This window comes from Streptomyces tirandamycinicus (assembly GCF_003097515.1).
GTDB classification, from domain to species: domain Bacteria; phylum Actinomycetota; class Actinomycetes; order Streptomycetales; family Streptomycetaceae; genus Streptomyces; species Streptomyces tirandamycinicus.
The window spans coordinates 4,425,654-4,439,141 of sequence record NZ_CP029188.1; the positions used below are offsets into that span (position 1 = coordinate 4,425,654).

Below are 13,488 nucleotides of genomic sequence, written 5' to 3' on the forward strand. Positions count from 1 at the left end.
GGGGAGCAGTTACGCCGCTTCGTTGACCTGTGGCTGGGTGTCGGCGGACTGGTCCGCGTATGCCTTGTCGACCGCGGCCCGGGTCCGCTCCTCGGAGTCTGGCCACAGGTGGGTGTAGATGTTCAGCGTCATGGCTGCGTTGGTGTGGCCGAGACGCTCGGAGACCGTCTTCACGGACTCGCCGTGCTTGATCAGCAGGCTGGCGTAATGGTGCCGGAGGGCGTGGGGTCCGGTGCCCTTCCGTATGCCGGCCTTCGAACAGGCGGGCCGCCAGGTCCCGTCCATGAAGTGCGTGTAGACCACGGGTCCGCCTTGCGGCGCGGTGAAGATCCAGCAGGGCACTGGCCCGCGCGGGCTCGTGCCGCCTGTCTGGCGATGACGCGCAACGAGGTGGTCCAGGACGAGCAGACGACGCTCAGAACGCGGCTGCTGCGGGACAACCGCCGGGTCTTCGACCAAGAGGGCGGCAGGGAGGCTCTGCGCAGCCAGGACCTGCTCGCCGTGCTGATCCAGGACGCCGAGGCTCCGTGGGCGGGGTACGGCACCAAGGGGCTCAACGCCTACCACCCGGCGAACCTGCTCCGGGACTTCGGCATCAGCCCGGCCAACCACCGGTTCGAGAACGGCAGGCAGGCCAAGGCGTACGCCCGCAACCCGTTCGTGGACGCCTGGGCCCGCTACTGCCCTGACTCCGGCCAACCGGCATCCACCGAGCAACCGGCCGGACTCACCCGGGGCAAGCCACCTGCCCCTCCGTCCGGGTCGCTTCCCGCCGGCCCGGCCATCGGGCCGGGAAGCCCCCGGCCTGCTCGCTGACACCCGAACCGCAGCGATCCGTCGCATCCGTCCCCGCGCAGGTCAGCGTGGGGACGGATCTCCTCGACGTTACGGATCACTCCGTACCTGCGGCCCTCTCCGTACCTGTGCTGACCAGCCACGCGACGGATGGGACGGACGCGACGAACCTTCACCCTTCACCACTGACGGAGCACCACGATGTCCGAATCGAAGGACGACAACACCACCTCCCGCCGCAGCAGGAAGCTGTTCAGGCTCCCCCGACGACCAGCAGCAAGCTGGAGCGAACGAGCCTCTAACGAGGCTTCGTCCGCGCTTGCCCCTGCCCCAGGGGTGGCGGAGGACGAGGCCGAGCGCCAAGGGGCGCCCGAGCCGGAGCAGGGGGTGGCTGAGGACTCCGACCGGCCCGCTGCCGCCACTGCTCCTCCCGATACGCCGGCTCCGGCACCGCCGACCGTCGAGCAGCCCTCCTGGCGGGATCTCGATGCCCCCGCCCTGCCCGCACAGATGAACCGCAAGCGCACCGTCGAGAAGCGCGACCAGGAGAAGACCATCCGCTTCACGCCCAGCGCGGTTGAGGAGATCAGCGCCGCCGCTCAGCAGCGTGGTCGGAGGTTCGCCGGATTCGTCGGGGACGCGGCCCTGGCCGTCGCACGAGGCACAGCAGGGACGCTCGGCAGCCCGGAGGACGATCCTCTTCGCCCGCTGATCGAGGCCGTCGAGGCGCACACGGTCGCGCTGAACCGCATCGGCGGCAACCTCAACCAGATCACCGCAGCATCACACCGAAGCTTCCGGCGTGTGCTGCCCCGCAGAACCATTCGTCCTCGATGCCCTCACGCTGGGCGTTCCCGTCGAATAGTTTCTTGGGCCGTCGGGAAGCGTTAAGAGGCCGTTTCTGATGGCGTGATCGCTCGTTGAGCCGTGCATGACGGATCTGGTGGAGCGGTTGGTACCGGACGAGCTGTGGACGCTGTTTCGGCGGGTGGTGCCGCCGACAGAGGTCATACGCCCCCAGGGCGGCGGCAAACGGAGGGCCGGTGACCGCGAGTGCCTGGCGGCGATCATCTTCGTGGCCACCTCGGGCTGCACCTGGCGGCAGCTGCCACCAGTGTTCGGGCCGGCCTGGCCCACCGTCTACCGCCGCTTCACCCAGTGGAGCCGGGACCGGGTCTGGGCCAGGCTGCACCGCGTCATCCTCGACGAACTCGGCGCCCGGGGCGAGCTGGATTGGTCGCGGTGCGCGATCGACTCCGTCAGCGTCCGGGCGGCAAAAGGGGGCCACTGACCGGACCGAATCCGACCGACCGCGGCAAGCCGGGATCGAAAATACACCTGATCACCGACCGAAACGGCGTGCCGCTGTCGCTGGGCATCTCCGGCGCCAACATGCACGACAGCCTCGGCCTGGAGCCGCTCGTGCGCGGGATCCCGCCCATCCGCTCCCGCCGCGGCCCGCGCCGCCGACGTCCGGCCAAGCTCCACGCCGACAAGGGCTACGACTACGACCACCTGCGGAAATGGCTTCGTAAGCGTCGCATCCGCCACCGCATCGCCCGCAAGGGCATCGAGTCGTCCACGCGGCTCGGCCGACACCGCTGGGTCGTCGAGAGGACGGTCTCCTGGCTGGCCGGATGCCGACGTCTGCACCGCCGTTACGAGCGCAAGGCCGAGCACTTCCTGGCCTTCGTCGGCATAGCCGCAGCCCTCATCAGCTACCGCCGACTCACCAACTGAAACAACGTCTAAGGGGCCGGGATCTGCTGGGTAGCAATTTGACCGGGGCAAGGGTCCTGCAAGGTCTACTTCCACACCGCTCTCGATTGCGAACCTCTGAGACTGGCGACCTGAACGGCGTGTCCGACCTGTAGTGGCAGCAGGTCCAGCCGCCTGGTGCTGATGATCCGGGGCTTGGAGAGTGTTCACGCGGTGACCGCCTCGGGACGTTTGACGAGCTGACCGCGTCCACCGCCAGGCAGGCCGAACCCGAGCGGCGCCGCTATACTCTCGCGTACTTGCATCGCTTGTGAGACAGGGGGGCCAACTGTGCGCATCAGTCTGGTTCGTGTGGACGGCGCGGGGGACCTTTCCTCGCTCCGGGACGCCGTCAACCGGCACGTAGCAAGGCCAGACTTCACAGCCGAGGTCATCAAGAAGCCTACCGCGCCCGGGGACATGGGCGTAATGGACGAGGGACTCGCCTTCGCCTCCCAGCACCCGGAGGTCGTTGAGGGAGCCCTGACCGCTTTCCTTATCTGGCTGGAGGCACGTCTCGGACGGACCAGCACTTGGACGGTATCCAACGGCAGGCGCACCGTGCAGGTGGAGGCGACGAAACTCGACCGTCGCACGCGAGAGTCCATCGCGGAGCTTCTGAAGGACCAGGACGAGGAAGACACAGAGCGACCGGGCAGCTGAGTCCGTCCCTGAGGAAGAGGGCCGTTGATGATCAGCCAGCCCAAACCGTTCGACCCGCAGCGTTCCCGTGCCGTGCTTATCGGCTGCCACGACTACCCGCTCAGTCCGGGGCTGGATAACTTGCCCTCGGTCCCGCACAGCCTTGACGCGATAAGTGATCTGCTGCAGAGCTGGGGGCTCCCCAACCGCAACTGCGAGCGGCTCAGCTCCCAGAGCCGATTGCTGCAGCCCAACGACGTCCTCATGGCGCTGGAGAGCACGGCAGCACAGTCTCCGGAGCAGATGGATCTCTTCCTTGTCTACTTCTCGGGACACGGCTACTATCTCGGCGAGCAGGGGCTCCACCTGGCGTTAAGTCAGACGACGTCGGTGGAGGGGAAGATCGGCAGCCTGGCCTTCCGGGACGTCGCCCACACCCTGCAGGACACGAAGTTCCCCGCCGATCACGTCATCGTCATCCTCGACTGCTGCCATGCTGGCGCGGCGATTGACCATGTCCGGGCCGAACTGCAGCAGCCCGGGACGGTGGAGAAGATCGCCCTGCTAGTTGCCGCCGACAAGGATGAGCTAGCCCGGTCGCCAGTGGAGGATGGTCCCAGCTTCTTCACCAACGCGTTGGTCAGGGCCGTCACCGAACTCGCTCCGCCGGAAAAGTCTTACCTGAGCCTCGACACCCTCGGGTTCCTGATCAAGGAGCAGGCCGAGGAACACAACCGCAACGTCGGACTCGTCGACTTCGATAAGCACGCACCGGCACCGCTCCTCTCACCCGGCGGGATTCGGCACATGCCTTGGCTTCCCAACCTGGCGCCGAGGCCCGTGGCCGTCACCAGAGGGCCGGAGTCCGCGCAGGATTCCTCCCAGGCCGGGGCCGCGGGCGGGACTGACGCTCCGCCCACAGCCGCCCACGAGGACTCGGCGCCGGACGCCAGGCCTGCGCGACAGGAGCCACCCGCCCCCATGGGGCTGAGATGGCCTTGGGACTACCGGCGGACCGGCCGTCCGGTTCTTCCCCGTCCGAAGCAGTTCACCATGCTCCAGGACCGTTCCCGGTCCGGTGCCGTGGTGCCGGTGACCGGGGAGTCGGGCGTGGGCAAGAAGTTCCTCACGGAGATCTTCCTGGGTGCACCCGACGGTGTGTGCGCCGCCCTGCCCCAGGACCCTTACGTCCTGCGCCTGGACCTCGACCTGATTCGTTACAACAGTCCGGTCCCGGCCCTGCGGGCGCTGCAGCTCGCCCTGGGCGTGACCAGGGGGCACACCGCAAACCTGGAACTGACCACTGCCCACTTCGCCGAGGCCCGTGAGCGTGCGGTGGCGGAACTCGCCCTTCGCGCTGGCGGACGGCCGCTGGTCCTGTACATCACCCTCCGCGCCACCAGGACCGATCTGCGCAAAGTCTATGAGGACCTGGAGCTGCTCGTCGCCTACCCGCTGTTTCGGGACGCACTGGTGCTGCTGATCTCTGCCCGGAACGCCGGCGGCGTCACCGGCGGCGGCCAGCTGATGCCGGCTGCGGCGGTGCCCATACCTGGTCTGGAGCGGGGCCAGGCCGCCGAACTCATCCGTCAGCTCCTGGACGAGCGCGGCATCACCGGCCCGGACCCAGAGGAGGCGCTGCGGCTGGCTGGCGACGACACGATGACCCTGCGCCCGGTGGTGCTGATGCAGGCCGCCGCCGCCTTGGCGGCGCGTACGAGTCTCGTCAACGACGAGCCGGACAGCGCCTACCTCGGCAAGGAGATCAGGCGGGCGACCCACTATGTGATCGAGCCGGTGCTGATCGAATCCGGTTGCCAGCTCCGTGAGGGAGCTGAGCCCGGTGCCCTCGCGATTTTGCTGGCATGGGTCCAGCTGGGAGCTCCGCCCCTGGTGGTGGACGAACTGCCGGTCGCGCTGAAGCCCCTCCAGGGCGTCGTGATGTGGCTGCGGGCGTCCGGAGTCCTGGTGGACAGCATCCCCGGCGGAAGCCCGCTGGAGGTGACGGTGGGCTCGGTGGCCCAGGACGCGCTCCGGGAGATCCGTAGAAGGCTCCAGTTCTCGCCCCACGACCGGTACGGGGAGAACCGGGTTCCCGACGTGGTTCTCGGCGCTGCACAGGTCGACGAGGTGGAGGTCGACCGGCTCATCGGAAAGGCATCCGCCGAGCTGCTTGCCCACATGCATCAGTTCGGCGCGCCGCCGAGCCCGGAATTCGTCGATACCCCCGCGGACGACGGCCAGCGGACGACGGACAAGTTCCAGACGGTGGGTGCCCTGGAGCGGGCACTCAATGAACTGGACGAACTCGAACTCCCGGAGCTGTCACGGTCAGGCTTCGCGGAATGGTCCGAGACGCGGTCCATCCTCAGCACCCACCTGCTGGCCCAGTCTGTCGACACCCCGTTCCTCCCAGTCGACCTGAAAGAGTCCCAGGCCGGTCTGGGCCGGCTGCAGAGCGGTTCGCCAATCCATACCCGGGGCGCGTTTCCTCCCTTCCAGCTCGGCATCGCACAGCTCAACGTGTTCTCGCGCCTGCCCGGCCACACACCGGGGCTGCGCGAGAACTTGTCGGAAGTTCTGCGTCATCTCCAAGAAGAATTTCACCGGATGCCGGGCGTCGGCCACACCGAGATCAACACACTGGACCGCCTCACCCTGCTCTGCGCGCGGCAACTGGACGCCGCCGACAAGGTCTGCGAGTTCCGGATTTACGTACTGGACCGGCTCGCCCTCGACTTCAGCCTGGACTTCTCGTCGGGGCGGGTGAGCAGGGTCTTTGCCCTGGCCGGCTGGGGGCTGCAGACGATGCAGCTCACCGACGACCACGACCTCCTGCGGCGGATCGCAGGGTCGGTGGGGAAGCTGCTTGACAGTCTTGAGGACTCGATCAAGGCGTCGCCGAGCGACGGACTCACGCGTCTCTTCCATCAGCTGCATCTGCTCGAGGCGCGTGTCGGCGACGCCCCGGAGAAGAAGGCCCGGCACCTGGTCGAAGCTGTCCGGATCGAGGCGGATTCCGCCCAGGTGGGCATGAGGCAGCAGCTCGAAAAGACGCTGGAAGCCGTCGTAGGCCAGGAGACGGCTGCGGCGACCCTCGGATGCCTGCTGAAAGACCTTTTGATCTATGACCCGCAGAGCCCTGCGGTGGGTCTGACGCCGGTCACCCGCTGGCGGGTGGCCAGCCAGGCGATGAACTCCCTCATCTCGACGCGTTCCTCGGTGCTCGGGCATGAGCGGCTGGCGGTGCTGGGGGACGTCCAGGCTTCCGGCGCGCTGGTTCCTGGTTCGGACAGGGACGAGTGGGTCTTCAAGACGTTCCTCCTCATGGCCAGTGTTCTGGACAAGGAGTCTCTGGGCATGCACCAGGAGGTGCTGCGGGACTTGCACGAGGTGAAGGCCGGTCTGGACCGGTCGCTCGACGACAGCCAGGACTGGATGGTGCTGCGCAGCTGGCTGACCGTGACCACCACGTTGTCCCAGCGGGTCTGGTCCGAGACGCTGCGTGACGCTGCGGGCCCGGCGCTCGCGCGCTGGACGGCTGCGGTCAGGCAGGCCGCCGACAAGAGAGAGCCCGATACCTGGTCCATTCTCGTGGGCCAGCAACTGCTCGGCGAGGTGGACTCCCCGCTCGTCCTGCGGGGCCCTTGCCCCCTGGCTCCGCTGCCGGGATCGGAGGGGGAGCGGGAGCCGGAACTTGAGCAGAAGCTGCGCGCTGTTCACGCGGACCGTCAGGTCAGCGTGCAGTCGTTCGCCGAGAGCTACGGGCCGTCCAACACTTGGTTCAGGGCGCACCACTCCCTGGAGCGCCGCTTCCTGCACGAGTTGGCCAGTATCACAGGTAGAGGCATCCCGACCAGGGCATTCCGCCAGATTTACTCCGCGACCGAAGGGCGGCAGCCACCACCTCAGTACGAGTTCCTGACGATTATGGCCAAGGACGCCATGGCCGACTGGAATTTCTCCGCCGCCGCCAAGAGGGCGGATCCCAGGCGCAAGGCCATGCCAGAGTACAAGAGGCGGGAACTGCTTTTGCTCCGCGCCGACGCCCTGCTCCGGGAAGGACTGTGGATGAACTGCCCCGGACCGCAGCGCAGCCGCCTCCTCGAGACCGCGCACCGGGAGCTCGCCGAGTCTCCAAAGTCCGCACCTGGGCGCTGGGGTGAGGTACTGCGCCTCCGTGCGGCGTGCGCGTTCAGCCCGTCACCGGATCCCTTGCTGACGGGGATCCCCGCCGAGCTGGACAACCTGTTGGCCTCGGCGGAACAGACCGGCTTCCTGCAGCTCGCGGCAGCGCTCACCGATCTGGGGGAAGGAGTCGCGGAGGGCGAACGCGGCTCCTATAGCGCTGCCTTGACTGACCTCGGCGCCACGATCGAGACCGTCCAGCAACTGGGCCTTTTCCACCTGGAGCAGGCGGAACGGCTGTGTGGCCTCGTTCCCCTGGCGTGGAAATCCCAGAGCTCTGGGCACCCCCGGCTTCCCCTTCCGTCCACCGGAGAGAATGAAGAGCGCATCAGGAACCGCCTCGTGCGGGCGTGGGCCTGTCTCAACGGGGCGGTGTGGCTCAACCCGGGGAGCTGGGAGAGCCGGGCCGCCCTCGCGCTGGATCAAGGCCGTGTCCTGGCGCTCGCGCACCTGATCTGGGGTGAAGACGCCTCCCAGGTGCTTGAGTTGGACCAGGGATACACTGGCTCTTGTGCCGCCCTGGGGTGCACGCTACTGGGCTTCGCGGCGGACCACACCGCGAGCCACGGGCGATTGACCGCTAAGCGGTTCATCAGGGCTTTCGGTACGGACGAGCCGAGCTACTTCGGCCTCTCCTGAGAGCCCGCCCCCGACGCCTACTGAACTGGCCGTTTGCCGGATCGATTTCGCAGCCCCAGCACCCTCAGTCAGTCCGCAGCCGGTCCGCAGGACACCCGTAAACAGCCGTCGGGGGTCAACGCACGCCGACTTACAAGACCAGGTCAACGCCCTTGGCGGGACTCCGCCGCAGGTCAGAAGCGGGCGGCAGATATTCCGCTTCAATGTGTGAGCAGATCGTTACCGTGTGCTAGGTAGTCGCTCGAGCGGGCAGTTGGGAAGGGGCCGGGCTCTGGCGAGCCCGGCCCCTTCCGTGTTCCCGTGCTGATGTGGTGCTGACTTCTAGCTGTCCCGTGCCGGGGTGAGCTTGTCGAGATCCAGGCTGACCTCGAAAGGCACAGGGCGCTTCAGGGCGCCCCGGAAGATGCCGGCAGGCGCGTAGACGCCGGTTGGTTCGTCGAGTTCGTAGACGTGGACGACGGGGACGCCGCCCTCGTCCTCGATGCACCAGTAGTGCGGGATGCCGGCCTCTGCGTACTTGCGAAGCTTTACCGTGCGGTCCCGGTGGGCGGACTCGGGGGACACGACCTCGATGACAAGTCGTACCTCGTCCGGTGTGAACCAGGTGCGATCGCCGTCGTAGTCGGCCGTCGTCACCAGCAGATCCGGTTCGGGTCGGTTGCGCTGGTCGAGCTTTATGGTCATCCCGCGACCGACCCTGAGACCGGCGGGTGTCTGCTCCATGAGGGCGATGGTGAGCATGGTGACGAGGTGGCCGTGCCACCACCGCTGGGGCGGCATCATGAAGACGAGGACTCCGTCGATGAGCTCGGTGTGGCGGGGCGCCTCGGGGAGGCGGTCCAGGTCCTCCGCGAACCAGCCTTCCGCGCGCGGCGGGCGCATCCAGTCGGGCAGTGCGGTCATGGCAACACCGTAGGGATTCGGAAGGGTCCGGGGCCACGAGGTCGCGGACGAAGGGATCCTCTCCCGTGGGGCCCTGTCCGCATGCCTGGCTGTGGCTCACCCCGTGCTGGTTCTGTGCTGACTTGAGTCACTTGGGAAGTCATTTTTGCCGGTCAGGGAGCTGTAGTAGACATTCCGCTCCAACGTCTGATGCCCTACCAGGTCGTGCCGGGCGCCGGACTGCCGGTCGGCGATCCGCAGCACCGGTTCCGTGCCGTGCTCCCGTGTGGACACGTACACCGAGCGCGCCGACAGCGCCCGGTGGTACAGCGCCCGGTGGTGGGCGTGGCGGACGGCCTCGGCGAGCTGCGCACCAGGTCGAGGCATGCCGCAGGCGGGAGCCGGTCTCCGTACGCGCCCGTCCCGTCAGCGGCGCACCCCTCTGCGGAGTTTCAGCAGGGCCCCGATCGCGCCGCTGCCGCGGGCCAGGCGGGCGTAGACGTCGGTGAGCGCCGTGTGCCAGGGGCCGTCGGCGTAGCCGGGGTAGGGGTGCACGGTGCGGGCGTAGTCGGACGGGGTCCAGCCCCGGCGCACCGCGGCCGCCAGATGGGCGATGGTCTCCCCGGCGCGCGGCGACACCACCGTGGCCCCGACGATCTTCCCGCGCGGGCCCAGCACCAGGGTGGTGAAGCCCTCGGTGCGGCCGTCGGCGACCGCCCGGTCCAGCCGGTCGTTGCCCAGCGTGTGGACGCGTGCCGTGTCGCCGTACTGCTCCCGTGCCTCGTCGGCGGTCAGGCCGACGCGGGCGATCTCGGGGTCGGTGTACGTCACCCAGGGCACCGCGCGGTAGTCGACGGGGCGGCGGACCCCGAGGAGCGCGTCGGTGGCGGCCGCACCGCCCTGTGTGCCGCCCAGATGGGTAAAGGCGGAACGGCCGGTGACGTCGCCGGCGGCGTAGATCCGGTGGTTGGTGGTGCGCAGCCGGCCGTCGGTGCGGACGTGGCCCGTCGCGGTCAGTTCCACGCCGGCCGCGTCCAGGCCGAGCGCCCGGGTGTTGGCGCGCCGGCCCGTGACGGCGAGCAGTGCGTCGTAGGGGACCGCACCGCCGGGCCCGTGGACGGCCCCCGCGTCGACCCTCTCCGCCTGGTAGCCGGTCAGCACGGTGACACCCTCGGCCTCCAAACGCTCCCGCAACACCTCGGAGGCGCGCGGTTCCTCGCGGGGAGTCAGCCGGTCCATCGCCTCCACGAGCGTGACCTGTGAGCCGAGGCGGGCGAACGCCTGGCCGAGTTCGCAGCCGATGGGCCCGCCGCCCAGCACCACCAGCCGGTGCGGGAGGCCGGACAGCTCCCACACGGTGTCGCTGGTCAGCGGCCCGGCCTCGGCGAGACCGGGAACAGGCGCCAGGGCCGGCGAGGAGCCCGTGGCGATGACCGCGTACCGGAAGGAGACCTCCCGTTCGCCCGCCGTCAGGGAGCGCGGGCCGGTGAAGGCCGCCGCGCCGTACGCCACCTCGACCCCGAGCCGGGCGAGCGCCTCGGGCGAGTCGTGCGGTTCGATCGCGCCGATCGCCCGCTTCACCTCGCCCATGGCCGCCGCGAGGTCGGCACGGCCCGGCACCGGCGGAAGCCCGTAGGCGGAGGCGCGGCGGGCCGCCTGGACGTCGGCGGCCACATGGAGCAGGGCCTTGCTCGGTACGCAGCCGGTCCACAGGCAGTCGCCGCCCAGCCGGTCCCGCTCGACGAGCAGCGTGCGGGCGCCGAAGCGCCCGGCGGTGCGGGCCGCGGTCAGACCGGCACTGCCGCCGCCGACGACCACCAGATCGTACGTACTCATGCTGTTCGGGCTCTTTCCGCTCGGCGCACGGTCCTGGGACGGGAGGGAAACCCGGTGGCACCGCCGGGGCCTTCCCGCCTGCCGTGCACGATCCCGTACGGCAACGGCCTGGGAAGCGTGCCTGGCAAGCGTCCCTGGGAAACGTCCTTCGGGTGGCGCCGGACGGGAGGGCCGTACGGGAGCGTGGTCCGGGACGCCTTACGGGAGGGTCGTCCGGAAGGAAGCACCCCGCGCCCCGGGACGGTCCGTTGGGATGGCCGTTCGGTCGGGAGCGCCGTCCGGCGGGAAGGCATCGGGACGCCGCCCGGGAACCTCCGGCCCGATCCGGCGAGCCGGATGCGGAATGCGGAGCCGCACCGGCAGGGTTCCCGGCGGCAGCGGCAGCGGCGGCAGTAGCAGCAAGAGCAAGAGCAAGAGCAAGAGCAAGAGCAAGAGCAACAGCGGGCAGTGGGCAGCGGGTCGGCAGGTCCGTGGGGGCCGAGGAACCCGAGGGAAGCGGCAGGGGAGATGAGGTCCGGATGGACGAACCGGAATGGCGGCGCTTCGTCGCCGCCTACCACCAGGCACGCCCGGGCATCACCGAGCGCCTCTTCGCGCTCGCCGACGCCTCCCCGTACTCCTGGCTGGCCGAACCCCTGCGGGACGCCCGCGGCACGGTCCTCGACCTGGCCTGCGGCTCGGCCCCCGTCCGCGAGGAACTCCCGGACGCCGACTGGGTCGGTATCGACCTGTCGGCCGCGGAACTCGCCGAGGCGGCGCGCCGGGGCCGCGGACCGCTGGTCCGGGCCGACGCGGGCGCCCTCCCGGTCGCCTCCGGCCGCGCGGGGGCCGTCTGCGCGGCCATGTGCCTGCCGGTCGTCACCCCGCTGCCGCAGGTCCTCGGGGAGATCGGGCGCGTGCTGCGCCCCGGCGGGACGCTCGCGGCGCTGGTGCCCTCCCAGACCGGGCTGTCCCCGTCCGGGCTGCTCTCCTGGGTCCGGGTGATGGCCGCCCTGCGTGCCGTGCGCCAGCCGTGGCCCAACCCGCAGGCCCGCGACGGACTCGGTGCCCTGCTGCGCTCGGCCGGCTTCCGCGTCCGCTCCGACGAGCGGCGCGTCTTCAGCCTCGCCGTCGACTCGGCCGACGCCGCGCAGCTGCTGGCCGACGCCCTCTACCTGCCCGCACTGACCCCCCGCCGCGCCGCAGCCGCCAGGCGGTCCCTCGCCCGGTGGGCCGTTCGGGGACGACGCCTCGAACTGCCGCTGCGCCGCGTGGTGGCCGACCTTCCGACCGGACGACCGTCACAGGAGCCGACATGAACCACCCGTCAGTACCTCCGCCGTCGACCCCGCGGACGTCACCGCCCCCGCCGAGCTCGTCGCCCCCGCGACCGCCCGCCGACGCGGCCGCGGCCGGGGACGCGGCCCCGGACGCCGCCCCGGCCGGGGCGGGTTCCGCGCGTCCGGCGTGGACCAGGCTGGCCGTCCTGGTGGTCCTGGTGGCGGTGCTCGCGTCCTGGGTGGCGCTGGGTGGTGGTGCCGACCTGCTGCGCGACGTGCGCCAGTGGGTCGACTCGCTCGGCCTGTGGGGGCCGGTGGTCTTCGCGGTCTGCTACGCCCTGGCGGTGACGGCGCTGCTGCCCGGCTCGGTGCTGACCGCGTCCGCGGGCGCGCTGTTCGGGCTGACGCTGGGGACCGCGGCGGTGCTCGTGGGGGCGACGGCGGGCGCGGCGCTCTCGTTCGGCCTGGCCCGCTGGCTGGGGCGGCCGGTGGTGGCCCGCTACGCCGGTTCGGGGCGGCTGGCCCGGCTGGACTCGTATCTGACGCGCCGTGGGTTCGCGGCCGTGCTGCTGGTGCGGCTGGTCCCGCTGTTCCCCTTCTCGGTGATCAACTACGGGGCGGGGGTGGCCGGTGTGCGCTTCTCCTCCTATCTGGCCGCCACGGCGCTCGGCATCATCCCGGGCACCGTCGTCTACACCGGGCTCGGCGGTTCCCTGGGCGACCCCGCCTCGCCCGTGCTGTGGATCGCGCTGGGCGGTCTGCTGGTGCTGAGCGCCGGCGGCTGGTGGGCCGCCCGGCTGGTCCGCTCCCGGAGCGGGGAGTTCACCGGAGCCGCCGGTAGCCGGTGACGACCCGGTGGGCCGCGGTGACACCGACGACCGCGGCCCACACCCAGGCGACGGTATGGGCGGAACCGGGCCGCAGGCACCACAGGGTGTGTACGGCGATGGTCTCGGTGCCCTCGGCCAGACCGCCGAGGAAGTTCAGCGAGCGGCCGCGCGAGAGGTGGTCCTCGTCGCGTCGCCGCCCGGTGCGCTCGGCGATGGAGGAGAAGGCCAGGAAGACCGTGCCGTTGACGTAGTAGGCGAGCAGTACGAGCAGGAACGGCAGCGCCGATCCGCCCACGCCGACGGCGACGCCGACGACGAAGGCCCCGTAGACGACGAAGTCGGCGCTGATGTCGAGGAAGCCGCCGGCGCCGGAGGCGTCGGCCGTGCCACGACGCCGGGCGAGCGGGCCGTCGAGGCCGTCGGCGAGCCGGGAGAGCAGCCACAGGGCGGCGGCGGCCGGCCACCAGCCCGCCGCCGCGCAGCCCGCCGAGGCGAGTCCCGTCAGCGCGCCGAGCGCGGTCAGCCGGTCCGGCGTGACGGCGGGGCGGTCGAGCATCGCGGCGGCCCGGTCCAGCGGGCCGCCCAGTAGCGCTCGCGCCCGCACGTCCAGCATCCTCGGCTCCTTCCGTCGGACCGGCACCGCGCCGGTGGGACACAAA

11 protein-coding genes and 1 pseudogene are annotated in these 13,488 nt (G+C 70.3%); 7 read left to right on the top strand and 5 right to left on the bottom strand.

The features are described from left to right. Window positions 1-9 precede the first annotated feature (9 nt). The gene (locus DDW44_RS19680) at window positions 10-285 is read right to left on the bottom strand and encodes a tyrosine-type recombinase/integrase (RefSeq protein ID WP_425275649.1); all 276 of its coding nucleotides are present in this window, start codon (window positions 283-285) and stop codon (window positions 10-12) included. Between DDW44_RS19680 and DDW44_RS19685 the strand changes: the two are divergent. From DDW44_RS19685 to DDW44_RS33235, 5 genes and pseudogenes are all read left to right on the top strand, one after another. Beyond that, window positions 268-816 (top strand): annotated as a pseudogene (locus DDW44_RS19685) (DUF3631 domain-containing protein); the annotation flags it as partial. The gene DDW44_RS19680 and the pseudogene DDW44_RS19685 overlap by 18 nt on opposite strands. A gap of 315 nt (window positions 817-1,131) precedes the next feature. Further along, entirely contained in the window at window positions 1,132-1,686 is a 555-nt protein-coding gene (locus tag DDW44_RS19690) for a hypothetical protein (RefSeq protein ID WP_244224219.1), read from the top strand. A 40-nt stretch (window positions 1,687-1,726) separates the two neighbouring features. After that, window positions 1,727-2,535 (top strand): IS5 family transposase gene (locus tag DDW44_RS19695; protein WP_108906482.1). Its coding sequence is split into 2 segments (ribosomal slippage): window positions 1,727-2,074 and window positions 2,077-2,535, totalling 807 coding nucleotides; the frame shifts between segments, so codons are not numbered across the junction. 309 nt (window positions 2,536-2,844) lie between these two features. Further along, entirely contained in the window at window positions 2,845-3,216 is a 372-nt protein-coding gene (locus DDW44_RS19700; RefSeq protein WP_146207036.1) for an effector-associated constant component EACC1, read from the top strand. Between the two features lie 27 nt (window positions 3,217-3,243). Then, the gene (locus DDW44_RS33235; protein WP_108907228.1) at window positions 3,244-8,022 is read left to right on the top strand and encodes a caspase family protein; all 4,779 of its coding nucleotides are present in this window, start codon (window positions 3,244-3,246) and stop codon (window positions 8,020-8,022) included. A gap of 321 nt (window positions 8,023-8,343) precedes the next feature. Here the strand turns inward: DDW44_RS33235 and DDW44_RS19710 are convergent, their stop codons facing one another. The 3 genes from DDW44_RS19710 to DDW44_RS19720 all read right to left on the bottom strand — a co-directional run bounded on the left by DDW44_RS19710 (window position 8,344) and on the right by DDW44_RS19720 (window position 10,740). Further along, window positions 8,344-8,925 carry a Uma2 family endonuclease gene (locus DDW44_RS19710; protein ID WP_108907229.1) on the bottom strand — a complete coding sequence of 194 codons (582 nt, stop codon included), beginning with the start codon at window positions 8,923-8,925 and terminating at the stop codon, window positions 8,344-8,346. Window positions 8,926-9,021: 96 nt separating this feature from the next. Beyond that, window positions 9,022-9,291 carry a hypothetical protein gene (locus DDW44_RS19715; RefSeq protein WP_108907230.1) on the bottom strand — a complete coding sequence of 90 codons (270 nt, stop codon included), beginning with the start codon at window positions 9,289-9,291 and terminating at the stop codon, window positions 9,022-9,024. A 39-nt stretch (window positions 9,292-9,330) separates the two neighbouring features. Then, the gene (locus DDW44_RS19720) at window positions 9,331-10,740 is read right to left on the bottom strand and encodes a dihydrolipoyl dehydrogenase family protein (RefSeq protein ID WP_108907231.1); all 1,410 of its coding nucleotides are present in this window, start codon (window positions 10,738-10,740) and stop codon (window positions 9,331-9,333) included. 518 nt (window positions 10,741-11,258) lie between these two features. Here DDW44_RS19720 and DDW44_RS19725 point away from each other — a divergent pair. Then, window positions 11,259-12,038 (top strand): class I SAM-dependent methyltransferase, encoded by a 780-nt coding sequence (locus DDW44_RS19725; RefSeq protein ID WP_108907232.1) that lies wholly within the window; start codon window positions 11,259-11,261, stop codon window positions 12,036-12,038. Then, complete coding sequence (locus tag DDW44_RS19730; protein WP_108907233.1) at window positions 12,035-12,847, top strand: TVP38/TMEM64 family protein; 813 nt, start codon at window positions 12,035-12,037, stop codon at window positions 12,845-12,847. Before DDW44_RS19725 ends, DDW44_RS19730 begins: the two co-directional genes overlap by 4 nt. Here DDW44_RS19730 and DDW44_RS19735 read toward each other — a convergent pair. Continuing rightward, window positions 12,822-13,442 carry a CDP-alcohol phosphatidyltransferase family protein gene (locus DDW44_RS19735; protein ID WP_108907234.1) on the bottom strand — a complete coding sequence of 207 codons (621 nt, stop codon included), beginning with the start codon at window positions 13,440-13,442 and terminating at the stop codon, window positions 12,822-12,824. The two genes, DDW44_RS19730 and DDW44_RS19735, sit on opposite strands and share 26 nt — an antisense overlap. Window positions 13,443-13,488 lie beyond the last annotated feature (46 nt).